Genomic DNA, 24,265 nt, shown 5'->3' with positions numbered 1-24,265 from the left:
GACGGGTTTTTCTGGACAATCAGGCAGCGGTTCACCGCGAATGGATGGCGCCCGGGTGGCACGGCGTTGACTTGCTCATCTAGATTGGTGGCGTGGGCGTTGATGGCAGGCAATTGCCGAGGCTCGGCCGTCTTTGACGTTCCTGGTTTTCGTTGCACTCCACGCTCACCTTCCCCGCTCAACTTCCCGCTCACCTCTTTGGATACTCATGTCGGATTGGACTCCCGCCCAGTGGCAATCGGAACACGATGGACGACTGACCGCGATGGTCGACATCGCTTTGAAAGCCGGCCAGCACACGCTGACTCACTTTGGAAAGTCATCGTTGTCGGTGGACCGGAAATCCGACGATTCCCCCGTGACGATCGCCGACCGGGAAGCCGAACAATTGGTCCGCGAATTGGTCGCCAAGCAGTTCCCCGATGACGCGATCGCTGGGGAAGAATTTGCCGACAGCGAAGGCGTCAGCCGTTACCGATGGGTGGTCGATCCGATCGACGGAACCAAATCGTTCATCTGTGGCGTGCCGCTGTACAGCACGTTGTTGGCACTGGAATGTGACGAGACCCCGTTTGGTGGCGTCATTTACCTGCCCGCGACCGATCAGATCGTCGTCGCCGCGTTGGGCAGTGGGTGTTACCACAGCGACGACCTGAAGACGTGGAGCAAGGCTCATGTGTCAGAGCAAACCGATTTGTCAAAGGCTGTTTTCGTCACCAGCGAAGCGAAGTCGTTTGGCGATCGAGGCGAAGGGCCTCGCGGTGACAGCGATGTGTTTGATGCCTTGCAGCGTGACACCTGGCTGACGCGAACTTGGGGCGATGGCTATGGATACGCGATGGTCGCGACTGGCCGAGCGGATTTGATGGTCGATCCGATCTGCAATGCTTGGGACGTTGCCGCGATGGCGCCGATCCTCAGCGAAGCGGGCGGTCGTTTCACGTCTTGGAAAGGCATCGACACGGTCCGCGGCGGCGATGGAGTTGGAACCAACGGGCACCTCCACGAGGCAGTCTTGGCTCGCTTGAAGAAGTGACACGTTCCGTTTCATCCCCAAAAGAGAGCCACCGCAGAAGGCATTCCGCGGTGGCTCATCGTTTTGGTGTGAGTCGATCGTAGCGAGTGGATCAGCTCGACGTTGAAACGCTGTTTGATGGGATAGAGAGAATGTCTTCCGTTGGAAGGGGTGCGTGCTTCCGCACTCAGGTCTATAGTTCTTCAGGGCGAGGGGAGAGACCCTTTTGGGCGTCCAAGCCGCTTGCAATCGCCAACGACTTTGTGATCTTCGTGTCTTCCACTTTGGGGACCGGTTCCAAGCCTGTGAACTTCATTTGCGGCACGATACGAGCTGCCGCCAAATCTCCTGAATCAAGAGACTCACACTGATGCTTCTACGAATGATTGTGTTTTTGATCGCGGCGGTCGCGATCAATGGTTTGGCTCTCCGCGCGGAATCCGATTCCGCGACGACCGCAAAACCGTTGCCGGTGATCTTTGACACCGACATCACCGGTGATTGCGACGATGTGCTGGCGCTCGCGATGTTGCATGCGTTGCAAGATCGCGGTGAGTGCGAACTGAAAGCGGTGACGATCTCCAAGGTCAATCCGCTGGCCGCCCCGTTCGTCGACGCGATCAACACGTTCTATGGTCGCGGTGATCTTCCCATCGGAGCAACGCGTGAAGCTCAGCGTCGCGAAAGTCGCTATCTGAAATTGTGCAAGACTCGCGATGGCGATCGATTCCGATACCCACACGATTTGCTCAGTAGCGATGACGCGCCCACGGCGGTCGAGGTGCTGCGGCGGACGTTGGCACAGTCGGACGATGCCAGTGTGGTGATCATTCAAGTCGGACTGGCAACGAACTTGGCGGATCTGTTGGATTCCAAAGGTGACGAGATCAGTCCGCTGAATGGTGCGGAGTTGCTTCGCAAAAAGTGCAAGCTGATTTCAGTGATGGCAGGATGTTTCGGACCCACGCTGGGCAAACCGCGGCACGATGAAGCCAACGTGGTCAATGGAATCGACGCGATGCAGCGGTTCGCGGATCGATCGCCCGAGGAGGTGCCGGTGGTGTGGAGCGATTACCGGATCGGGATCGCCGCGGCCTACCCGCGTGAAAGCATCGCTCGCGATTTTTCCTACGTGCCGCACCATCCGGTTCGCGAAGCCTATTTGTTGCACAGCGGCCCCAACCACGATCGGCCCACCTGGGATTTGACCAGTGTGCTGCATGCGGTGCGGCCGGACGGTCACTACTTTGGGCTGTCTCAGCCTGGCCGCGTGATCGTGGATGACAAGGGCTTCACCGAATTCCACCCGGACGCAAAGGGGCGAGATCAATTGTTGAAAATGAGTCCCGAGCAGGCAATTCGCGTGATCGAAGTTCAGCGGGCTCTTTCAAGCCAGCCGCCTCGCGATTTCAGCGACCACTGAGTCGCTGATTGACATTGGGAACGGTGCCCGACGGGGATGCTCAAAATTCGATGAGCTGTGGTTCACCCGGGATGGCTTGTTCTCCGACATGTCCGACGGCGTCGAGTTGGATCGGGCCCCGGCCGACCTGGGTGGGCGTGAGTGAGACGGTTCCCGATGGGCCTTCGATTTCGGCGACGACGCGGCCCAGGTGCTTCAGCTCGATACGGTCCGCGTCGGGGCAGGCAAGTCTGACTTGGATCTGTTCGTCATCCACGGTTTTTTGTTCGATCGTGGGCAAGGCGTTGGGATTCCCGAGAACAATCGTTTGGGTGATTGCCACATGAGGTTGTGTGGGGTGCTGGCCAATCAGAACGGCCCGACAATGCAGTGCCCCTTGCAGGCTGGATGGCAGTTTGATCTCGATCTTGTTGGTTGGTCGGGCCACGGCGATTCGTTTGCCTTGCAGGTGCAGTTCAATCGCGGCGGTCGGTGACGTGGCCGCGTTTCCAGGAAGCTGCTGCCAAAAGAAGTTCACCGGGATTTTGTCGTCGGTCACTTCTCCCGCCTCGATTCGAACGAAGTCGATGGGCGCTTTCGCAAAGGGTTGGCAGGCTGGATCGCCGACGATCAGCAATTGATAGGGCGAGGTGGTGCTGAGGTAGAAGGCCTCGATCGCTGAGACGCCTTCGGCATAGTAGGCGTGCATCATCGGAGTCGGGAACTTATGCACCAACGCATAGGGCTCTGCCACGGCGCCGCTGCTGATTGCTGCGCCGGCGTGCAAGAGTTCGGTCAACTTGGTCTGTGAGCCCGTTTCAAACGCCGCTCCCAAACTGGTCAAATTCTCGGCAATGGCTCCGGGAGTCATCGACCAGGATCGCTTGCGAGCGTCGAAGCTGGCCGCTCCCAACATCATCCCGGAGTACGCCTTGTCGGATGTCGGCAGTTTGGACGCAAAGATCTCGACATTCTGGTCACGCGAGATCAGCCAAGCCAGCGCGTCGGCGTACAGCGGTTCTCGGGTTGTGACGCGGACGTCGGATGTCTTGGCAAACCCGAACGTCCCATCGGGGGAAGTTCGGTCGGCTTTGCGAGCCCGCTCGAGCACCTCGATGGCTTGTTCCAAGGTGCTGCCACGTTGATGGACAACGCCCAAGACACACGAAAGGATGTATGGCATGCCGCCTTTGGCGTTGGGGATCGGATGACCGGTGCTGGTCCATCCGACGTTGGTCGCAAAAGGAACCGGCCCTTGGTTCTTCATCGGGACGTCTTGAAGGAGAGCAAGGATGGTCTCAAAACCGTCTGTCTCTTTCAGCTTTTGCAGTGAGTCGGACTCTTCCACGTAGCGTCGATTCGCCCAACCCCCTGCGGTCGCCATCGCCAATCTCTGCACGGCAGAATCGAGTTCGTCCGCATTGGCATAGGCTTCGGCCGCGCGCACATGGACCGGATACAGCGTTGGGTAGTCCTCTGCGATCGCGGTCCAAAGGTCCGCCGCTTCGCTCCAGTCCTCCGTCGACTCGGCGTTGTTGGTTGCGTCTTCGGCGGCTTCGAATTTTTCCCCCGCCTCACCTGCGAACGGATTCGCAAAGTGGCGTTCGAAAGAACCTCGCGCGTAAAAGTTGCTGACCCAACCGAGGTAGTCCGGCGAATCGGCCAGCACCCAGCGGTAGAAGAAAGTCATTGAGTTGATCGACGCAACTGGACGTTGATACTTTTTCTGGTTCTCGTCCGTCAGCCGTTTGGTGTGTTCACGAATATCGACCGCAGTCGGAAAACCAGCGGAGTAAGCAATCACTTGAGCGTGAGCACCCAGGCCGCGATCGTTCAGTTCCGTCAAAACCGGTTTCAAAATCTTTTCGCGAAAGTCATCCAGTGAGACTCGTAGACCCGAGGGCACGTCCTCCAATAAGACTATGTTGGATGGCGGAATGTCTCGCAACTGAACGTAGTGGTTCGCCAACGTCAGCGAATCCTCCGAATCTGCGTTCACAACCACGATGATGTTTTCGCCGCTGATCCCGGCATGGGCTTGGGGGCCAAAAACGCACGCTAAGAACGCCAGGATTAGCCGGCCAAAGGGGTGCCGCAGTTTGGTGGATTTGCCGTTGGGCGACGTAGTTGTCAGAGGACTTGGCGGGAGCATCGATCGGCAATCGTTTTCAGAATGGGCTGGCACTTGCAGAAGCAGCCTATTGTAGAGGGATCATCCCCAGCGATTCTCATTCGCGAATATTTTTCATGCGAGCGTCATGCCGATTGTCTATCGGGCAGCGGTCGGCGGACGCAACGGATGCGCGGATGCCTGCGAACGATGCCGAAGGTTCAGATGTAGTAAAGCACCAAGCTGATCGCCAACAGCGTTGCCGCCCAGAACGCCATTGTGCTGGTCGACCACGTTCGGCCGATCAAACCATTGACGTTGAACGACCGCTGCACGATTCGCAGGCCGCTTCGCAGCGTTAGCAAAAAGTCGTGTCGGAACGTTTGGTCGACCAATTCGATTGCCACTTGCCCACCGCGAGTGGCTTTGGGGATCAAGCGTCGGTAGAACCAATCGGTATCCAGGTTCACAGCGCGTTGCTCCGCCGGGTACAGACCCGATTTCATCAGGGCGACAAATGCCAGTGCAGCGAAGAGTAGCAGTTGTAGCTGAGTGACCACGTGGGTGATCGTGTACGGGTGGTAATCCACATCAAAGGGCAGCAACCGGTACAGCAATGGGTAAGCGATGCCCAGTGCGATGCAGGCGAAGGCGGCGATGCTCATCGCCAGCAGCATGTTCCACGGGGCTTCTTTGACGCGTTTGCCACTGTCGTGGGCAAAGAACGCGAAAAACGGGATTTTGATGCCTGAGTGTTCCATCACACCGGCGGAGGCGATCAGCAACACAATCCACACGCCGAACATGTGTTCTTCGCCGGCAGCGGAAATGATCATGGATTTGCTGACGAAACCGCTGAGCAACGGGAACCCGGAGATGGCACCCGCACCGATCATGCAGAACGCGGTCGTCCACGGCATGGATTTATGCAGTCCGCCCAGTTCAGTTGCTTTGGCGGTGCCGACGCGAAACAGCACCGCACCGACGGACATGAACAGCAACGATTTGTAGATGATGTGACAGAACGCATGGGCCACCGTTCCGTTGATGGCGAGCTCGGTTCCGATGCCCACCCCCACGACCATGAAGCCCAGTTGGTTGTTGAGGGAATACGCGAGGACTCGCCGCAAGTCGTTTTCAATGACCGCGAAAATGATCGGGAACAACGTCATCACGCAGCCGATCGTGATCAACGGATCAAAACCAGCGAAGCCACGGGCCAGCGAATAGATCGCCAGTTTCGTCGTGAATGCACTGAGGAAAACCGTGCCGGTCACGGTCGCTTTGGGGTAAGAATCTTGCAGCCAGTTGTGCAGCAGCGGGAAGGCACACTTGATCGCAAACGCCAACAGGATGCACCATGCCGCGGGTGAGATCGAACTGTCGCCGAACAGCGTTTGTCCTTCGCTGACGAACAATTCAAACTTCAACGAGCCGGTTTCGACGTATTGGATGACCGCTCCGGTCAACAGCAGCACCCCTGAACCGACTTGAATGATCAGGTAACGCATCCCCGCGCGATAGGCGGCGGGAGTGTCCGATGCCCAAACCAGAAACACACTGCTGATGGCGGTGAGTTCCCAGAACACGAACAGGGTCATCAAGTCACCGGCACAGCAGGCTCCGATGGCGGCGCCAGCGTAGACCATGCCAGCGATGTGTTGACGCGTGTCGCGAACGTGCAACGCATAAATCGCGGACACGATGGCGGCGATGTGGAACACCAGCCCAAACGGACGACTGAGTGAATCGACGCGAATGGGGTGCAGGTCAGCACCGAGCATTGTGAAGGTTTTCGCCGTTTCACCAGCGGCCAGAACCGGTGTGAACCAGAACAGCAAGGCGCTGAGAATCGCCAGGCTGAGTGCACCGGCGGCTTGCGCTCGTTTAGGCAGCAACCAGAGGAACAGACCACCGACAATCATCGGCCATCCCGGTGGCAAAGCAGATAAGAAACTCATGCTTCGTCTCCTGGGGTGATGTTGTCTTCGGGGCGATCCAAGCGTGGGAATTCGTTCTCAGGTTCCGGGTCGTAGTAGCCTTCAGGTTTCTTGATCAACGGACGAAGCATCGCTCCCAGAAACACCACCGTCACAAACGCGATGAAACCGAACCACGCTTGAAAGCCAAAGAACGTTTCGACTTTGCCAAAGTGTGGGTGTGGGTTCTCGTAGAACAAATCAGCAAAGACCAACAGCACGCAAACGACCACCAAACCGATGATCATCCGTTGGATGTTCTGGGGGCGTTCGAACCAACTGGGGTCGGTGGGAGGTGTGTGGCTCATGAGTTCGGCGTCTGCGTGATCGGCAACAAGGCTTCGTAAATCCAGTCGGCGGCGAAGAACAGAGCGACGCTGCCGATCGCGGTGATGCACAGCGGGACGACGCACATCATCGGGGCTTCGTGAATGCCAACGGTGGGTGCGTGATGGTCACTGTCATGATCGTCTGAGTCATGACCGGTCGCGTCTTCCGCTTTGGGTTTGCCCATGAACGCGAGCATCGGAATCGGAATCAAGTAGGCGATGTTGAGCAGCGAGCTGAACATCAGGGCAGCGGTCAGCAAGTACTGATGAGTTTCCACGGTGCCCACGGCCAGGAACCATTTGCTCCAGGCACCACCGCCGGGCGGCAACCCAATGATGCTGATCGAGGCCAGTAGAAACGCACCAAACGTGAATGGCATCTGGCGGCCAAGGCCTCGCATGTCACTGATGTTTTTCTTGTGGGCGCCGACATAGATCGCACCGGCACAGAAGAACAACGTGATTTTGCCGACCGCGTGCATGGCGATGTGCATTCCGCCACCGATGATGCTGCTGGGCGTTGCCAGGAAGGCACCGAGCGTGATGTAGGCAAGCTGGCCGATGGTCGAATAGGCCAGCCGTGCCTTCAGGTTGTCCTTCGTCATCGCGACCAAGGACGCGACGACCAGCGAGAACCCAGCGACGTAAGCCAGCCAAAGGTTCACACCGGAACCGGTGAGCAGATCCAAGCCGAAGACATAGACGACCACTTTTAAAACCGAGAAGACGCCGACCTTCACCACCGCGACCGCGTGCAACAAAGCGCTGACGGGAGTCGGTGCGACCATCGCGGCGGGCAGCCAGCGGTGAAACGGCATCAAAGCGGCTTTGCCGATTCCGAATGCAAACAGAGCCAGCAAAATACCGAGGCCCACGGTGGAGATCTTTTCGTCGGCCACGGGACCGGCCAGAATCCCGCCGACCGTGAAATCCAGTGTGCCAGCCAGGGTGTAGGTCCAGGCGATCGCAAGCATGAAAAACGCGATCGAGGTCGACAGCAGGATTCCCAGGTAGACGCGGCCGCCGTTGCGAGCTTCTTCATTGCCGTGGTGAGTCACCAAGGGGTAGGTCGAGATCGTCATGATCTCGTAAGCCACAAACAACGTGAACAGGTTCTTCGCGTACGCGGCAGCCAGTGCCGCGAAAATGGCGAAGGCAAAGCAGCCGTAAAATCGAGTTTGGTTGCCTTCGTTGTGCCCACGCATGTAGCCGATCGCGTAGATCGTGGTCAGGATCCAAAGTCCCGAGGCAACGAGGGCGAACAACATTCCCAGCGGTTCGACTTGGAAGGCGATCTGGAACCCGGGCAGCCATTCGCCCCAAGTCCATTCCGGACGTGCTCCCGCGAACACATCGCTGGACAATCGGCAGGTCAACAAAAACAGAATGGTGGCGACGGTCAGCGTGCAGCCTTCGCGAACATTCGGCGATTTGCCGGTCAGAGTCAGCAAGACATACGCGATCAGCGGCAGCAGCAACGACACCCAAATTTGCATGGAATCGGTCATGGGGTGACTCCCAGCAATCCGGCGGCTGCTGCGGCGGCCAGATCGGCCGAGTAGGTGGTCCAGACACCAAACACAAACGTTCCCGCCAAGACGACGTAGGTGGGGATCAACATTCCCAGCGGAGCCTCCTTGGCCTGCAGGACTTTGGCAGTGGGTTCACTGAAGTACAACGTTTCAACCACGCGCCACACATAGACCACGGCCAGCAACGAACTGAACAGCATCAGAACCGCGACGGGCCACATGCCTTTTTCCATTGCGGCGGTCAACAGCAACCATTTGCTGATGAAGCCTGCCGTCACGGGGACACCGATCAATGCCAAGCCGCCGATCGCCCAGCCGAGCGATGTCCAGGGCATGGTTTTGCCGGCACCCTTCCAGTCTTCGAGTTTGACGCTGCCCAGTCGCAAGGCGAAGCAGCCGACAATCATGAACAACCCACCTTTGATCAAAGCATGATTGAACATGTGGACGATGCCAGCGGTCAGGCCACCCGGGGTCGCCATGCTGATTCCAAGGATCATGTAACCGATTTGAGCCACGCTGGAATAAGCCAGCAAGCGTTTGACGTTGGCTTGGTAGATGGCGGCCGTCGAGGCGACAAAGATGCCCACCAAAGCCAAGATGGTCAGCTCTGTGTCGAGCGGCAAGTAATCAAACGCGAAACCGGGGGTGATGATTCCGAAGATCACTCGAATGAACGCGTACACCGAAACCTTGGTGGCGGTCGCCGCAATGAAGCAGGTCACCACGGACGGTGCGTAGGTGTAAGCGTTGGGCAACCAAGTGTGCAGCGGAAACACCGCCATTTTGACGCACAACCCGATGACCAAAAAGCTGAAGGCGACCAAGACTGTTCGGGGACCTTCCTCGTGCGGCACGCGGGCGGCGATGTCGGCCATGTTGAGCGTGCCGGTCATCTGATACAGCAACCCAATGCCAATCAAAATGAAGGTCGCACCGATGCTGCCGAGAATCAGATATTGAAACGCAGCCAGCGGAGCACGCCTGGTTTTTCCCAGGCTGATCAAGGCGTAGGAGGACAGCGATGAAATTTCCAAGAACACAAAGACGTTGAAAAGGTCACCGGTCACGCACATGCCCAGCAATCCGGTCAAGCACAACAGATACGTTGCGTAGAACAGATAGTGTTTGGAGCGAGCGATTTCGTCATCAACGGACTTGGGGGCGTAGACCAGCACGATCGCACCGATTCCCGAGACAAACATCATCACAAACGATGACAGAGAATCGACCAGGTATTCGATGCCATAGGGCGGCGCCCAGCCACCCAGGTTGTACCGGATGACTCCGGTTTCGTTGACTTGCGCGACCAACGCGATCGAAATCGCAAACGTGATCCAGCTGACCAGCAAGGCGAGAGCGTAGGCGGCCGTTCGTTGATGCAGAATCACGCACAGTGGAGCCGCGACCAGCGGCAACACAATCAATAGGATCGGGAGATGTTCCGTCAATTCACTGACTCCGAATCGGTGGGGTTGTCAGGGGAACTCCCGGCCAGTGAATGAGCCTCTGCATCGATCCATTGATCTTCGTCGTCGTCATCCGGCAATCCGTCGGCGCGATCGATTTCCAAGATTCGATCTTCTTCAATCGTCCCGTAGTCTTCGCGGATTCGAACGACCAGGGCCAATGCGAGTGCGGTGGTGGCAATGCCAACCACGATCGCCGTTAGCATCAGCACGCTGGGCAAGGGGTTGGAGTAAATGATTTCAGCTCCCGGCAGATCCGCGTGCGCGGCGTGTGAACCCACGATTTCTTCCGAGACGGTTCCCAGGGCGTGCGTCGCCTGCTCAGCATGACCGGAAGCGTGCATGGCTTCGGCCTGTGCTGCCGCGACTTCTGGCGGGATGATCGGGGCGGTTCCGCCGCGGACTTTGCCCATCGTCACGTAGAGCAAAAAGACCGAGGTTTGGAAGATGTTCAGCCCGATGACGGATTTGATCAGGTTGCGTCGTGCCAGCACGATGTAAAACCCGGTCATCATCAAGACAATCACGATCCAGTAGTTGTAAAGCCCTGTGACTTGTTCCATGGCTGGACCGTTCATACGAATCGACTCCGGCTGGCGAAGGCATAAAAGATCATCGTCATCACCGAGGTCACTGTGATTCCCACGCCGACTTCCACCACGAAGATTCCCAGGTGTTGTCCACCGGGCAGGTACTGGTGATTGAAGGAGTGTTCCAAAACGTCGTAGTCCAAAAAGTTGCCGCCCAGCAGCATGGTGGCGAAGCCGGTGCCGGCGTAGACCAACACGCCCAGGGCCATCAGCTTTTCGATCACGATCGGGGGAGCGACCCGTTTGATCGCATCGAGTCCGAAGACCAATCCGTACAGAATCAACCCGGAGGCAAAGATCACCCCGGCTTGGAAGCCGCCGCCCGGTCCGTAGTCACCGTGGAACTGAACATAAAATGCGAACAGCAAGATGTACGGGATCAGCAGTTTGGTGATCACGCGAATGATGGGGAACTTGATCATGCGCTGGCCTTCCGTTTGCGTCGTTTGGCTCGGCTTGCGATCGCGGGACGTTCCATCTCGTCGCGACGCAAAATCAGCAGCACCGCGATTCCAGCTGTCAGAACAACGGTGGTTTCTCCAAGCGTGTCATAGCCCCGGTACGACGCCAGCAGCGCCGTCACCACGTTGGGCAAACCGTGCATGTCTTCCAGGGACCGCTCGACAAACGACGGGTCTGGGTGCAGATGCACGATCGCGTTGGGGTCGCCGTAGTGCGGCATGTCCAAGGTGCCGTAGATCAGTGCGCCGCCGGTGATCGTGACCACCAACAGAGGAACCAGGGGCGACCGTTTGGTCGGTTGTTCTTGTTCGCCGGTGAGGGCCAGTGTGCTGAGCATCAAAACGGTGGAGATGCCCGCACCCACGGCGGCTTCCGTGAACGCCACGTCGGGTGCATCCAGGATCATCATCCAGGATGCACTGAGAAAACTGTAAATGCCGGTGAACATCACTGCCGCCCACAACTGTCGCAATCGAGCGACGGTCACGGCGGTCAGTGCCAGCAGCGCCAAAATGACAAAGACGACCCAGTTCATCATGAGACGTCTCCATCACGCGGGGCGGCGGGCGGGTTGATTGTGCGGTTGGAGTTCTGTTTGACGTCCAGCTCGGGTTTGACACCGTGAATCAGTGCCGAGTGAGCCAGTGCGTGACAGGAACTGGGGCTGGTGATGGTCAAGAAAAACAGAATGGACAGCAGTTTGACGGCGATCAAGGTGGGGCCCGCTAAGCACAGCAGCCCGATCAGGATCAACCCAGCACCCATCGTGTCCGTGATGCCACCACCGTGCATCCGAGAGAAAAACTCGGGCAAGCGAATGATGCCGATCCCACCAATGATGGAGAAGATGGCTCCTGCGATGAGAAAGAACCAGCTTGCGATTTCCAATGCGATCATGAGTCACCTTTCATCAGGCGGGTTCCTCACCGAAGCTGCGATACTGAGTGAAACGCAGCAAAGCGACCATGCCGATGAAATTCATCAGGCTGTAAAGCAGTGCGAGATCGAGGAAATCCGTGCGTGCGGTCACGAAGCTGACCACGCAAATGAACAACACCGTTTTGGTTCCGAACATGTTCAGTGCCAGCACTCGGTCGAACACCGTTGGCCCGGCCATCGCGCGAATCAGTGCCAGCGTCATCGTGATCAACACGGCCGCCGAGGTGGCCATCATCACGTGGTGCGTCGGACTCAGATGGAACGCATGCGACGAATAATTCAGCATCTCATGCAGATCCGAGGAACTGGCGTGGCCACGTCCTGAAGTGGAATGAGCCGCGTGGGTCGCGGCTTCGCTGGCGGCCAACATCATTGACAACACGCCGTTGGGAAGCATCACTTGGATTTCTCCAAACGGCAGATGCGTTCGTCCATTTCACCGGACATGTCTTCCTCGGTCTCTTCGAGATTCAAACCGTGGATCAAGATCTTGTCGCCTTCCATTTGCACCGAAACGGTACCGGGGGTCAGCGTGATGGAGTTCGCCAGAATGACGCGGCCGAGTTCGCACTTTTGATGCGATGTGATCGTGAGCAGATTGCGTTTGAGCTTCATCTTGCGAGACAAGATGATCTTTGCGACGGCCAAGTTGCTCTGGACAATTTCCTTGGCCAACCAAGGTGCATAGGACACAAATGGCCGGATGCCCAACTGAGCGGGAGCCCCTTCTTCGTCGACGATCTTCATCCGCAACGAGATGGTGAGACTGACCAGCACCGACAACGCCCCGAGTCCAAGCAAGAACGGGTTGTCAAAGTGTCCTGACCAGAGCAGCCAGGTCGCAATCAATGCGAAGGTGAGCCAAAACGCGTATCTCACGGGAGGATCCAATCCGTGGGGAGATGTGCAAAACGTAGACCTGTTATCCACAAAGTTGGTTCCGCAACAAGTGGGACTCACACGAATAAATGCGCCACAAGAACGATTTGCTCGCGTGCGGAGGGGTGTCAGTACCACAACTCCTGTCAGAATTCTTGAGCACGCATCCACTGCGATCTTTGCGCGTTGGGTGCCTGGCTTATCAGGCTTGCTCAGTGTGTTGTTTTGCCCCCGGTCTCGTCGTTCTGCGTTGAGATTGCCGCGTGTCTTCGCGTCGTGTGCTCGTGGACGGTCAGGGATTCACACGCTGTGATTTTGTTGAGGCACCGAGTCTCGCCGCGACAGTTTTTTTAGTCGCGACGCGCACAAGCGTGCTCGTGGGACATCGTCGGCGTCGAAGAACAGGTTCGCGATGCGCTTGAGGCAGCACTGGCAGTGGACGTCGTCCAGGCGATCAGGGATCACGGACGCAAGAACCGTGATGGCGTCGTCTTGGCGGGACAGTCGGATCAAGAGTGACGCCAGGCCGATTCGAAAGTGAACGTTGCGTGGATCCAGTCCGATGGCGTGTCGGATCAGTGATTCACAGATCTCCGCCGGATGCCCGCATTGTTCGGCGTAGTAACCCATTTGGAAATGAACTTCGGGCCGTTCAGGGTTCAAAATGCCAGCTTGGCGACAGGCTTCCATGGCCAATCGCGGTTGGTCGATCGCCTCCAGGCCCGCCGCGATTCGAAGGAGTTCGGAACTGCTGACCTTGCCCGAGGTCGCAATGGACATCAGCAAATCTTTCGAGAGTGTGCGACTTCCCGCCGACCCGTATGCGATCGCCAGTTCAATCTGAACAGCGCGGGGCAGTGGTCTCAGCAGCGCGGCACGTTCGAGGGCATCGATGCCCTCATTCACTTCGCAAGCACAAAGGCTGGCCATCCCCAGTAGTGTCAGAGCGTCCGTGTCGTCCGGGGATTGGGCCACAGCGTATTGAGCGAACTGAATGGCAAGCCTGAAGCGGCCCGCTTCGAATTCGAGCTGAGCGAAGGAAAGTGAATCGTTCATGGTGAAGGCTGAGTGTTGGCGTGGTTCAGTGAATCGGGTTGGTGGCGCGTGCGGCTCGCAGGACATCGGACCGTTCCTGGCAAGCGACTGCCAAATCAGTGTGTTGATGACGGTTCAACAGGTCTGCAATTCGTTGCAGACAACTGAAGCATGTTGCGTGTTGGAGTTGATCCAGGGTGAAAGTGAGCGCGAGCTCAAGTGCCTCCCCGTCACGCTGCAGTTGAATCAGCAGCGACGCCAGCCCGACTCGGTAGTGGAAGTTGCCTGCGTCGAGTTGCAGGGCACGGCGTGTCAACGCTTCGCTGATGTACAACGCGTTGCCACACCGAGCCGAGTACACGCCCATGTCGTAGTAGGCTTGCCCGACCGAGTCGTCTTTCTCGGTGATCCACTCGCAGACTTTCATGGCCAGTTGAGGCGAATCGATTGCTGACAGGCCAGCGGCAACCTTCAGCATCAGGTCGGCGTCCAATCGTCGGCTGAGTGCGAGTTCCAGGTACAACTCCCGAGCCAAGTCGATGCGGCGAAGTTGGGCATAACACGATGCCAACGCGATCCGTGCATCATCGGGGATCGGCCCAAGCAAGCTGGCTTTTTCAATCGCGTCAGCCGCTTCCAGCGTGCGCCCGCATTCATGCAGCGCCAGTCCGAGCAGAACGGCGGGCTCGATGTCATCATGCGTTTGCGTCAGGACATTGTCTGACGCGAGCAGCTGAATGACTTGATCGGGTTCGCCGCTGAGATGAGCGAGCCAGGCGCGTTGCAGAGTTTCTTCCGAGATCTTGTTCATAGGGCCAACCTGGATGACGAATGCGGTGCCTCAAGAAAGTCTTGAGGCAATCGGGTCATGGCTGGCTGGCATCACCGCGGCATGAAGTGGGCGTCGATCATTCGACGCGGACTTCGGCCGCTGAGCATCGCTTGCTGGCTACTGAAACCAATCGCTTATTGCGACTGGTTCTCAGGATGGTAGCGATTTGGTGATTTGCGTCAACATCGCTTGCGAAAAAAGACGGTCGCCAGCGGAAGAGGCATTGCATCGTCCCGTGCTTACTTCGCACCGATGGCGAACAGTTTGTCGCCGCGTCGAAGCAGCAGACGGTTTCCTGCGGGAGCGGCCGCGTAGAGCACGTTTCCGCCGCCAAAACCGGGCGTTTTCTCGTCGTCGCCGCCCTCGGGCCAGCAGCGGTTTTCAGCGATCGGTTTGCCGTCGGCCAGTGAGAACACGCTGGTCGTGCCTTTGTAACCGAACAGATACAGGTTGCCTCCCGCGACCAACGGCGTCGCCCAGATGCCGCCCGCATCGGTTCGTTTCGCCGAGACTTGTTCGCCCGTTTCGAGGTCCAGGCGGTACAGCACACCGGCTCGGTTGACGATCGCGGCGGTGTCTCCAGCGACGATGGGGCTGCCGAACGTGCAGGTTGCCTTTTCCGCTTGCCAGACAAAGGCGGCTTGGAATTGGTCGTCTTCGCCGCGGGTGATTTCGATCAATCCGTTGCTGGCCGCTGCGGCGCCGGCATTGGTTTCACCCCGGCCATCGGAGGCTCCCACCAGGAAGCGCCCTTCGCCGACGATGGTGGGTGTGCAGGATTTGTTGTTGGACAGTCCGGTGAACTCCCAGTGACGCTCGCCGGTGGATGGATTCAGTCCCACGAGTTTGCCGCTGGCGCTGCAAACCAAGTGCTCACCACCTGCGACGGGAACCAATCGCGGCGATCCCCATGAGGTCGCGCCCAGGCCTTCTGCTTTCCAGATCGTTTCGCCGGTTGTTGGATTGACCGCCAAAACGTAGGGATCTTCGCCACGTTCGACCCAAACGAAAACGTGTTGTGAATCGGCTTCGAGAGAAGCTGACAATCCATGCCGCGCTTCGATCGGTCCGTACTCAGTGACCAAGTCACGTTTCCATAGGGTTTCGCCTTCGGGTGAAATCGCCAGCAGCACACCGCCTTCGAAAAAGGCAACGAAGCCTTCTGCGGTGGCAACGGCGCTGGGCGCCGCTCGGCTGACCATCGGCGAATTTTTAAACGGCGAGGGATTGGCCAGATCGACTTGCCAGTTCAGTTCACCGGTTTCAATCGCGAACGATTGCACGTGGTACTGGTCCTTGTTTTCACCGCTGGTGGAGGTCACCACGATTTGATCGTGGGCCACGATCGGAGTCGACTGACCGTAGCCAAGGATGTCCGCCGTCCAGGCGATGTTTTCATCCGGTGACCACTCCGTCGGCAGCGTAGTGTCGATGGACGAAAGGCCTCCGTTCTGAAACTTCGGCCATTGGCCTTCGACGGCAGAGGCAAGCGGCAGTCCAGCCATGATCCAACAGGCCGCTGCCATCATTGGACTGGCGAAGGGCAAGCGAACGGCTGTGCGAAAACGGCGAAGGGGCGAGCGTCGAATGGGGAGCACGTGACGATTCCTGGACGAGGGTGATTGGGTGGAGGCCACTTCACTCTGACTCAAAAGTGGACCGTTTGCCAACCCGATCGACTCTCGTTTGGGGCTGACCTGCATACGCCGGAACGCTGTCGCCAAGCAGCGGGGATGGCGTCAACGCGTTGGAAAGTCAGGCTTCCGCCATGGGCTCTTGGTGCGTCGGACCTGATGATTGCGTCGCGATTCCGTGGAGGGGGTGGCCGAGGTGTCGAATGTTGAATCTCGTAAATGCAGGGCTTTTGGGTTCGTTTTAGATCGTTGTTGCCTATAGAGTACGTCAGGTATACTGCGTTGATAATTATTTGCGACGCTGACGGCTTGGCTGGCCGCTTGGCGTCAGCTCAGGGAGAAATTGCGTCAATGGCTCAGACCACTCGACCTCGAATCGCGTTGTTGGTGGAGGTTTCTCGGGCCTACGGTCGCGGGTTGCTTCGCGGCGTGGCTCTGTACGCTCGAACCAAAGGCAATTGGTCTTTGTTGCATGAAGAGATGACGATTGATTCAGGGGTCCCGGACTGGATCTCAGGGACTCGCGTTGATGGTGTGATCGCGCGTTTGGACCATCATTCGATTGGTCCGCTGCGCGAATTGCGTGTCCCAATTGTGGATGTGCGTTGCAACCGAAAGTTCACCGGTGTGCCCCAGGTCGAGGCCGACAATCAACGAGTTGCCGAGCTGGCCTTTGAACATCTTTGGGAACGTGGCTTTCGGCGATTCGCGTTTTGCGGTTTTCGATTTGCAACGTATTCCGATGCTCGCTTGATCGCGTTTCGAAAGATGGTGCAAGACGCGGGCTGTCCCTTCACCGAGTACCTGTCCCCTGGTGCCCCTGGAATCACGCTGACCGAATTGGAACGTGCCGGCGTGGTTGAACAGGAATCGTTGGTCGAGTGGTTGTCGACGCTGGAACGTCCCACTGGATTGTTTGTTTGCAACGACATTCGTGGGCAACAGGTTCTCAACGCGTGTCGATTGGCGGGCATCGCAGTGCCGGACGATGTGGGAGTGATCGGAGTCGATGACGACGACACGATTTGTTCCATCTGTGACCCGCCGCTTTCGAGCGTGCGTCCCGACGCCGAACTGGCAGGGTATCGTGCAGCGGAGATCTTGCAGCAGATGATGTCGGGATGGGTGCCAGACAAAGAGGTGGAGCGGATCACGCCGATCTCCGTCACCGAACGATTGTCGACCAAGGTGGTTGCGGTGGAGGACGCCGAATTGGCGCGAGTATGCCGTTTCATTCGTCTGAATGCATGCACGGGAATCAACGTGGGTGACGTGGTCGAGTTCACGACGCTGTCACGTCGGCAACTCGAGCGACGTTTTCGAGATGTGCTCGGTCACACTCCACACAAACAAATCACGATGACGCAGCTGGAACGGGTCAGGCAGTTGTTGACTGAAACCGAAATGACGCTGGAGCAGATCGCTCCGCTGGCTGGCTACAGTCACAAGGAAAGTTTGGGAGCAGTCTTCAAGCGTGAGACCGGGCAATCACCCGGAGAGTATCGCACCGAACAGCAGTTGATTGGAAACGCTGCGAGGAAAGAGCTCGATTCCAGCGAGTGATTGAGTGTCTTGGGTGAGCGGACTTTTTCGTGCGACCTTTTTGGGCCGGTTCAGGTTGGTTCAGGTTGGTTCAGGTTGGTTCGCGCTTGCGCCGTCCGTCCAAGGCTCAAAGTTGCAGAGCCTTTTGTCGGTAGTGTTCATCGGTTCGTCCGGCGATTCGGAGGACATCGTGTTCGCTCATGAACGTTGGTCCGCCAAGCGATGCTGCGCCCACGAAAATGGTGGCGGCTTTGTGGGCCATCAGCATGGCTGCCTTGACAGCGCCGGCTGTCTTTCCAATCGCGATCACGCCGTGGTTCTGCAACAGGATGATTCGTGGCAGCGAGCCTGTTTCTTTCAAGAAGGCCTCTGTCTTTTCGCGAATTTCCAGTGACAACCTCAGTCCTGGATCGACGTAGGGCACCAGCACCGAACGGGCGCCGCAGCACACCACTTCGTCTGGAAACAAGCGGCGTTTGGCAAAGGTTTCTGCCATTGGTGAACACAAGATTTGGTTGATCGCAACGCTGTGCGTGTGACCGACGAACGCAATTTCAGGCAATGACAAAAGGTACGCGTGAAAGAGCGTCTCGATGGAGGGTTTCTTCGCCGTGGGGTCGACGCGGCTCGCCAGCAACCGCTGTTCAATCTCCTCGTCGCTGAGTCGTTGTTCCTTCAGCGTTGGCAGCAACGCATCGAAACGGCACGCGACCGTGTCCTCGGGCAAGAGTGTTTGCAAGCAACTGCCACTGGCTTTGACGAGGAAGATTTCGTCATCGACTTTTGTAGACGTGTTGCCCTCTCCCAGGATCGCGAGATGACGCTGTTCGTCCCCCAGAAAGTGAGACAGTTCCAGCATCGTTTCCAGGTTGGATGGAGTGGCCATGAGATGTTCGTGTGTGGGGGAGAAAAAAACTTACGTCCGTGGAGCGGTCCGAAGTTTGGTCAGGCGCGGAAGTCGCCACCCACGAGGTTATCCGTTTGAAAGGCATGCCAGGCACTGCGACGAAAAATTCGCTGCCGTGGCATGTTCATGGTTTCGGATCCATCGCACCAGCGGGGTGTGACAGTGATAAAAATGCCGCCCCTGCTTGCATGTTCAGCGGATTTGTCGAGTTTGGCACGGCTCATCTGGAGTCCCGGCGAGGTTTGCAATGGGGGCATTCTGGGGCTGTATCGAGGGAGATCGAGCAAGGTTTGCGTCGCGACGAAACCCATTTGCGACTTGCGTCGTTTCGCGAGGTTGATGCATTGGGCGACGAGATGGATTAGCGTGTCACGATTGCCGGTTGCTGGGCTTCACGGCGGAAGCCAGTTCGTTTGGCTGGCTTGAAACAATCACACGCTTAGTCGTTGAGGCAAAATTGAATGTTGAATCAAACCCAAGTCGGTGGGCGAATGAGGTGGCTTCGTGGTCTTGTTGTGGGAGCGTTGATTTTCGGTGGCATTGCAGTCACGCAACGAATCGTTTCCGCCGCAGAAGATTCCTCGTCGGTTGAGCAACCGAGCAAGCCAAACATCTTGTTCATCTTCGCGGATGATTGGGGCTGGGGAGATTTGTCTTGTCATGGCCATCCGTATGTCCAAACGCCCAACATTGACCGTCTGGCACGCGAGGGCACGGATTTTCAACGCTTCACGGTTGCCAGTGGAGTTTGCTCGCCCAGCCGAACGGCGGTGATGACGGGACACTTTCCGGCTCGTCACAACATTGATGGCCATTTCGCTTGGGTGCCCAGCAACGCGAAGCGTAACATGCCGGATTGGTTGGATCCAAATGCCGTCACGCTGCCAAGGTTGTTGCAATCGGGTGGGTACAAGACGGCTCACTTCGGCAAGTGGCATCTGTCCAACGACATGATTCCTGATTCGCCCACGCCTGCGGCCTACGGATACGATCGCTACGGTGCGTTCAATTGTTCGGGCGAGCAGATGCCGGTGCACGAGGACGCCAACGAGACGATTCGGTTCATCGAAGCGGCGCAATCCGAGGGCAAGCCATTCTTTGTGAACCTGTGGATTCATGAACCGCACACACCCTTCCACGTGATTCCAAAGTACCGCTGGCGTTTTCGCGATCTTGGACTGAGCGAAGCGGACGAAATTTATGCCGCTGTGTTGTCGCATGCGGACGATCGAATCGGGGAAGTCTTGGACGCCTTGGATCGATTGAAACTCGCGGACGAGACGTTGGTCATTTTTAGTTCTGACAATGGGCCGGCTCGCGGTTCAGCCAATTCCAAATTGGAGCTGAGCTATGACACCGCGACGGGAGCCGGGTTTGGAATCGGGGCCGCAAAAGGAATCACGGCGGGGCGGAAAGGGTACAAGGCGTCGCTGTTCGAAGGCGGTGTCAATGTGCCGTTCATCGTTCGTTGGCCGGGGCACGTCGCCGCAGGGGAGTCGAATGATTCTGCCCTGATCAGCGCGGTCGATCTGTTGCCCACGTTTTGCGAGGTTGGGGGAGTCGATCTGCCGGAAACGTATGTTGCCGACGGAGTCAGTCAGGTCGCGACTTTGCAAGGCGAAGCAACGTCCGGTCGTTCCAAGCCCTTGTTCTGGAAGATCGGGGCGCGTTGGCCCGCCACGAAATCTCGTCCACATCACTGGGCGTCTTTCTGCGTGGTGCATGAATCCTGGAAACTGTTGGCGAACGAAGATTCGAGCTACGTGGAGTTGTATGACATTGTGTCTGACCCCTACGAGTCGACTGACTTGAAAGACTCGCAAGCGGATGTTGTCTCGAAGCTGTCGAAGCAGTTGGCAGATTGGAAAGCCTCGCTACCCGAGTCACCAAGTGCCGAGTTCTTCTCCAGCCTCAGGGATGAATGATAGGAAGGCCGCCCGTCAGGAATGAGATGCTCACGGAGCAGATTTTGTCGGAAGTCGACTGGTTCCAAACCGCATCAGCAAACCATTGTGGAATGGTACGCGATCGCAATTCAACGGTGCCTTGTGGGGTTCGTTCTGCAATCAGTTCGGGCTCTGCTCCCGAGTTGTCAAAAACGTAACCGCGATAGAACGCGATAGAGGTGGTGCAGTGCTTTCCCAAGCAGTGCGATGGAGCGATGGTAGCGTTCTCGGGTCTTTTGTTCCGGCACGTCGTGCCCACCTTGTGAAACCCGAAGTCGAACTCGGTCCAAGTTGATTTCTTCGTCAGATGTCGCAACAAAGTAGAGGTGATTTCGGTAGCCAGTTCGTTCGGTTTGTTGAAGCAACTCAATCTTGGAGTGATGGGACATGACCGACTCGGTCGCGAGTGATTTTCCTTCAAGGATCAAGCGGTCGCGAAAATACCCAGCGATCCATGACGCGTGGCAAGATGTGAGATTGGAAGTGCGAAGGAAAAGATCGTTTGGTGTCCCATTTTGAAAGTTGTTTTGCTGTCCAACTCGCGGATTCCCCAGTGATTGGATGAGTGATATCCAACGTTCAACTCATGGGGAGATATTTCGATGCCGATGCGACTGAGATCAATGAATCCTGCAGTCCGGAGTTCCAGTTCAATTTCGTCGGGATTGACCTGCATTTCTAACCACTCTGGTTGAATAACAGGATTGTTTTTGATCGTCGACTTACCCGAACCATTCGAGCCTGCGAAAGGCCGCAAACGCTTCACTCTCGATGATCCGTTCGTTTCATAACGCGGCGAGTCGGGGGGATTCGCTGAGCCGTTTTACGAATCTTTCGAGTCGTGTTGACAAAGAGCATTTCGCTCCAGTCAGAGGTTGTTGGTCAAGCGTGATTTCCAGTAAGCACCCTGGTGATAAATGATCCCGCAACTGGAGTTGTGCGAGTAGTCGGTGTTCCGGATCAGGTCCCGCAACCGTTTCTTTTGCTCAGAGGTCAGAACCGGGGCGTCCACCATCAGTGGCACCATGGCGGCTTCACCGGCTTCGCGTGTGAGGTGCCACACCTCTCGGTATTTTCCCCACTGTGGGTTGGCATATTCGTTCTGGTTGATCCAGTGGTCGACGTGACGCCAGTCCGGTCCCAGCATCTGCATTTCTTCCACGGTCTTGTGCGTGAGTTGGATTGAGACGCGAGCCGAACGTTCTTCCGCGATGCTTGCCAGGTGTTGCATCACGTCTTGGATTTGCGATTTTTGTTTTGGGTCCGGTTCCAACTGATGCAGCAATTCCAAGGAGCACTGCATTTGCAAGATCGCATACGCCGGTGTGTTCTTGTCGGGATTGGCGGATTGCTTCACCGCCTCGGCGACGTAATGACGCCACTGTTGGCGATACTTTTCGTCTCGGGTGACATCCCAGGCGGCGGCGTAGATCATGGGCAAGCGGGCGGCCTCGTGAGCTTGCACATTCCACATGCGGCAGATGCCCAGCGGACACCGTTGTCCATCGGCGCGGCAAAAATCGAAATCGTTTTCCGGTGTGGCAAACTCGGTCATTCGATCTGCGACCGCCGCCAGGATTTCGCGAATTTCAGAACGAGTCGCTTGGTCTGAAAGCGGACTTCGATAGTATTTCCAAAGCCCGTGCACGCCGTGGGTGTATTGGTCTCGAGAGGAGTTGATGTAGACGCTTTTGCGATCTTCGGCGCAGACGTTTCGGGCCAGGAACCCGGGGACTCCGTGCACGGTCGCGCAGAGGTGCACGCCGCGGAACACTTGCTTCGCTCTTTCTCGCAGGGTGTCGTCGTTCGTCACCGCGTACTTGTCCGCAAGGATGCTGAGCATGGCACCCCCCAAAATCATGCCGTCTTCCATCCCCGTGCTGTAGCCACATGGGTTGGGGTACTGACGTTGGACCTCCTCGGCGGTGGGCAGGTGTGCGAGTTCTTGCCCTGGTTCATAGCTGCTGAGGTAGTCAGCAAATGTCTGCACGTCCGCTTGGAAGAATCTGCCCCAGGTGACTTCCCAGGCCTGATCCATTTGGGATTTCAAGGCGTCAGTCGGAATCGATGTGGTCTCTTGTGCCGCAAGTGGTTCGACGCTCACAAGGAGATTCCACGACAAGCAAGTCAAGAGAAAAGCAAGGAGGATTCGAAGGGCGGGCATGTCGGTTTCTCAAGTGCGAAGGCGGGCGTGTTGTTCCGAGATCGGTCGGCAGAGTGATGTCAGTCAGGGAGCGATCGAATTTGCATGGACACGGTTTTTTCATTGTCCAGCAGGCGAGTGCCGATGGGAATGAACTTGGCAACTTCGTGGAATCGGAGGGATGCGTGATTGGCTGGTTGGAGATCGATTTCCGCACAGATGTGCAACGCACCCTGGCGTTTCGCCTCGTCGAACGCTTTCGCATACAGCGAGCGGCCAACGCCGTGGCCTCGGAATTCCTTTGAGACCACGACCCGGTCGATGTAGACAAATTGTTCGTGGCGTTCTGAGAACCATTGGAAGTTGCCATTGTCGTATGCCGCGCCGGCAGGCATCGCGAGTAGGAATCCGGCGAGCTGACCGTCGATTTCCGCCGCGAGTGTCAGACTGCTGAGTGCGTGCAGCGCTGCAAAGCGTTCAGCATCCATGGGGCTGGTGAGTGCGACGACCGTTTCGTTCAATTCGACGGCCGCGGCAGAGTCCTCGATCGTCAACTCTCGAATTGGAAGGTGGTTCATGCAACCTTCCCAGGACGCACGACGCGTGGGTAGGAAGGGGCGAGTCCGGTCGCGAAATATCGAGTCAGATGCATCGGAGCGGAGCCTTCCGGTTGCGCGGTGGCACGCACGACGTAGGTGCCGCAGTAGCAGTCTCGCAACGTTTGTTGCTCTGAGTCGGCTGCCAACCACATCAGGTCAAGGATGAAATTGAAGGGACCAAAGATCCACATCAGCAATCGAAAAGTCATCTTCATTAGCGACGGTCGGGATCCACGCGTGTCAACGATTTGCAGTCCCGATAGCCGGTAACCGATGGTGCGCAGCCAAGAACGTTTGATCACCGTCATGTAGACCCAAATGATGGTGAGCCAAATCGCAATGTGGAGCGTCTCTGGACTTCGGTCGGTTTCCAGGACGTAGAACAGCAACGCCAACAGGATCCAAATCGCGATCCCAGCGAACGTCAGAATCGCTCCATCAATCATCATCGCGATCAAGCGACGGATGAAACCAGGATACGATTCGTGGGCGAAGTAAATGCCTTCGCCGAGCGAATGGTCAACGTGCTGGGGTTTCATCCGGTTTCAAAATGCTTGGGGTGGAACGTTGGCGAGGACGCAACTCTCCTGAACAGCGTTCACCGAGACGCGTCCGTTGAAATTACATCGGTGTGGCGAAGGCGGCCAGATTGCATCTCCGGGGGCGGGGTGGACAGGGGAATCTCAAACGCTTGGCTGGTATGCTGGTGCCTGATTCTAGTCCGGTAGTTTGCATTGGTGGTCGCTTCGCGGCCCTAGAGTGTCGCAAATCATTTCGAGGACGCCGCATTGGCCCGTCGAGTTTTCTAGCGGTTGGATCATCGTGTTCGAGTGCCAGAACTCTCTCTCATTGAAAATCAGAATGCATCTCTCGCGAACGCAAACCTCCCGAACAGTTCTTGGGAATCGTTCGGAAACAACG

24 protein-coding genes are annotated in these 24,265 nt (G+C 57.2%); 4 read left to right on the top strand and 20 right to left on the bottom strand.

The window, feature by feature from the left end; all coding sequences use genetic code 11:
- Positions 1 to 208: 208 nt before the first annotated feature.
- Both hisN and PSR62_RS20550 read left to right on the top strand, forming a co-directional pair.
- Positions 209 to 1,036 (top strand): histidinol-phosphatase, encoded by an 828-nt coding sequence (gene hisN, locus PSR62_RS20555; RefSeq protein ID WP_274404866.1) that lies wholly within the window; start codon positions 209 to 211, stop codon positions 1,034 to 1,036.
- Between the two features lie 361 nt (positions 1,037 to 1,397).
- Complete coding sequence (locus tag PSR62_RS20550; RefSeq protein ID WP_274404865.1) at positions 1,398 to 2,438, top strand: nucleoside hydrolase; 1,041 nt, start codon at positions 1,398 to 1,400, stop codon at positions 2,436 to 2,438.
- A gap of 40 nt (positions 2,439 to 2,478) precedes the next feature.
- Here PSR62_RS20550 and PSR62_RS20545 read toward each other — a convergent pair whose 3' ends face one another.
- The 14 genes from PSR62_RS20545 to PSR62_RS20480 all read right to left on the bottom strand — a co-directional run bounded on the left by PSR62_RS20545 (position 2,479) and on the right by PSR62_RS20480 (position 16,171).
- Positions 2,479 to 4,569, bottom strand: a complete 2,091-nt coding sequence (locus PSR62_RS20545) for a hypothetical protein (RefSeq protein WP_274404864.1) — start codon at positions 4,567 to 4,569, stop codon at positions 2,479 to 2,481.
- Positions 4,570 to 4,748: 179 nt separating this feature from the next.
- A complete protein-coding gene (locus PSR62_RS20540; protein WP_274404863.1) occupies positions 4,749 to 6,488 on the bottom strand; it encodes a Na(+)/H(+) antiporter subunit D in 1,740 nt (579 codons plus the stop codon).
- Positions 6,485 to 6,814, bottom strand: a complete 330-nt coding sequence (locus PSR62_RS20535; protein ID WP_274404862.1) for a hypothetical protein — start codon at positions 6,812 to 6,814, stop codon at positions 6,485 to 6,487. The genes PSR62_RS20540 and PSR62_RS20535 overlap by 4 nt, the downstream gene beginning before the upstream one ends.
- Positions 6,811 to 8,343: a proton-conducting transporter transmembrane domain-containing protein gene (locus PSR62_RS20530; protein ID WP_274404861.1), complete on the bottom strand. Its 1,533-nt coding sequence runs from the start codon at positions 8,341 to 8,343 to the stop codon at positions 6,811 to 6,813. The genes PSR62_RS20535 and PSR62_RS20530 overlap by 4 nt, the downstream gene beginning before the upstream one ends.
- Complete coding sequence (locus PSR62_RS20525; protein ID WP_274404860.1) at positions 8,340 to 9,818, bottom strand: monovalent cation/H+ antiporter subunit D family protein; 1,479 nt, start codon at positions 9,816 to 9,818, stop codon at positions 8,340 to 8,342. Before PSR62_RS20525 ends, PSR62_RS20530 begins: the two co-directional genes overlap by 4 nt.
- Positions 9,815 to 10,414, bottom strand: coding sequence for a sodium:proton antiporter (locus tag PSR62_RS20520; RefSeq protein WP_274404859.1), 600 nt, complete (start codon positions 10,412 to 10,414; stop codon positions 9,815 to 9,817). The genes PSR62_RS20525 and PSR62_RS20520 overlap by 4 nt, the downstream gene beginning before the upstream one ends.
- Complete coding sequence (locus PSR62_RS20515) at positions 10,411 to 10,848, bottom strand: Na(+)/H(+) antiporter subunit B (RefSeq protein WP_047817505.1); 438 nt, start codon at positions 10,846 to 10,848, stop codon at positions 10,411 to 10,413. Before PSR62_RS20515 ends, PSR62_RS20520 begins: the two co-directional genes overlap by 4 nt.
- Positions 10,845 to 11,423 (bottom strand): DUF4040 domain-containing protein, encoded by a 579-nt coding sequence (locus tag PSR62_RS20510; RefSeq protein ID WP_338020238.1) that lies wholly within the window; start codon positions 11,421 to 11,423, stop codon positions 10,845 to 10,847. Before PSR62_RS20510 ends, PSR62_RS20515 begins: the two co-directional genes overlap by 4 nt.
- Complete coding sequence (mnhG, locus tag PSR62_RS20505; RefSeq protein ID WP_274404857.1) at positions 11,423 to 11,785, bottom strand: monovalent cation/H(+) antiporter subunit G; 363 nt, start codon at positions 11,783 to 11,785, stop codon at positions 11,423 to 11,425. The genes PSR62_RS20510 and mnhG overlap by 1 nt, the downstream gene beginning before the upstream one ends.
- Positions 11,786 to 11,798: 13 nt before the next feature.
- Positions 11,799 to 12,224 (bottom strand): monovalent cation/H+ antiporter complex subunit F, encoded by a 426-nt coding sequence (locus PSR62_RS20500; RefSeq protein ID WP_274408267.1) that lies wholly within the window; start codon positions 12,222 to 12,224, stop codon positions 11,799 to 11,801.
- Entirely contained in the window at positions 12,224 to 12,706 is a 483-nt protein-coding gene (locus PSR62_RS20495) for a Na+/H+ antiporter subunit E (RefSeq protein ID WP_274404856.1), read from the bottom strand. Before PSR62_RS20495 ends, PSR62_RS20500 begins: the two co-directional genes overlap by 1 nt.
- A gap of 300 nt (positions 12,707 to 13,006) precedes the next feature.
- The gene (locus PSR62_RS20490; protein WP_274404855.1) at positions 13,007 to 13,762 is read right to left on the bottom strand and encodes a tetratricopeptide repeat protein; all 756 of its coding nucleotides are present in this window, start codon (positions 13,760 to 13,762) and stop codon (positions 13,007 to 13,009) included.
- Between the two features lie 25 nt (positions 13,763 to 13,787).
- Positions 13,788 to 14,552, bottom strand: a complete 765-nt coding sequence (locus PSR62_RS20485) for a tetratricopeptide repeat protein (protein ID WP_274404854.1) — start codon at positions 14,550 to 14,552, stop codon at positions 13,788 to 13,790.
- Between the two features lie 260 nt (positions 14,553 to 14,812).
- Positions 14,813 to 16,171, bottom strand: coding sequence for an outer membrane protein assembly factor BamB family protein (locus tag PSR62_RS20480; protein WP_274404853.1), 1,359 nt, complete (start codon positions 16,169 to 16,171; stop codon positions 14,813 to 14,815).
- A 387-nt stretch (positions 16,172 to 16,558) separates the two neighbouring features.
- Between PSR62_RS20480 and PSR62_RS20475 the strand changes: the two genes are divergently transcribed.
- Positions 16,559 to 17,770 carry an AraC family transcriptional regulator gene (locus PSR62_RS20475; protein WP_274404852.1) on the top strand — a complete coding sequence of 404 codons (1,212 nt, stop codon included), beginning with the start codon at positions 16,559 to 16,561 and terminating at the stop codon, positions 17,768 to 17,770.
- Between the two features lie 106 nt (positions 17,771 to 17,876).
- On the opposite strand, the gene PSR62_RS20470 is transcribed toward PSR62_RS20475, so the two are convergent.
- Positions 17,877 to 18,635, bottom strand: a complete 759-nt coding sequence (locus PSR62_RS20470; protein ID WP_274404851.1) for a class II aldolase/adducin family protein — start codon at positions 18,633 to 18,635, stop codon at positions 17,877 to 17,879.
- 482 nt (positions 18,636 to 19,117) lie between these two features.
- Here PSR62_RS20470 and PSR62_RS20465 point away from each other — a divergent pair, with 482 nt between their 5' ends.
- On the top strand, positions 19,118 to 20,581 hold the full coding sequence (locus PSR62_RS20465) for a sulfatase family protein (RefSeq protein ID WP_274404850.1): 1,464 nt from the start codon (positions 19,118 to 19,120) through the stop codon (positions 20,579 to 20,581).
- Positions 20,582 to 20,748: 167 nt separating this feature from the next.
- On the opposite strand, the gene PSR62_RS20460 is transcribed toward PSR62_RS20465, so the two are convergent.
- From PSR62_RS20460 to PSR62_RS20440, 5 genes are all read right to left on the bottom strand, one after another.
- Positions 20,749 to 21,030 (bottom strand): hypothetical protein, encoded by a 282-nt coding sequence (locus PSR62_RS20460; RefSeq protein WP_443217310.1) that lies wholly within the window; start codon positions 21,028 to 21,030, stop codon positions 20,749 to 20,751.
- A complete protein-coding gene (locus PSR62_RS20455) occupies positions 21,027 to 21,368 on the bottom strand; it encodes a hypothetical protein (RefSeq protein WP_274404848.1) in 342 nt (113 codons plus the stop codon). The genes PSR62_RS20460 and PSR62_RS20455 overlap by 4 nt, the downstream gene beginning before the upstream one ends.
- A gap of 102 nt (positions 21,369 to 21,470) precedes the next feature.
- Entirely contained in the window at positions 21,471 to 22,706 is a 1,236-nt protein-coding gene (locus PSR62_RS20450) for a hypothetical protein (RefSeq protein ID WP_274404847.1), read from the bottom strand.
- 119 nt (positions 22,707 to 22,825) lie between these two features.
- Positions 22,826 to 23,323: a GNAT family N-acetyltransferase gene (locus PSR62_RS20445; protein ID WP_274404846.1), complete on the bottom strand. Its 498-nt coding sequence runs from the start codon at positions 23,321 to 23,323 to the stop codon at positions 22,826 to 22,828.
- Positions 23,320 to 23,883, bottom strand: a complete 564-nt coding sequence (locus tag PSR62_RS20440) for an RDD family protein (protein ID WP_274404845.1) — start codon at positions 23,881 to 23,883, stop codon at positions 23,320 to 23,322. Before PSR62_RS20440 ends, PSR62_RS20445 begins: the two co-directional genes overlap by 4 nt.
- Positions 23,884 to 24,265 lie beyond the last annotated feature (382 nt).

Source organism: Rhodopirellula sp. P2 (assembly GCF_028768465.1).
In the GTDB taxonomy this organism is placed as follows: domain Bacteria; phylum Planctomycetota; class Planctomycetia; order Pirellulales; family Pirellulaceae; genus Rhodopirellula.
The sequence above is the reverse complement of the archived record's forward strand: the minus strand, read 5'-3'. Positions and strand labels throughout refer to the sequence as shown.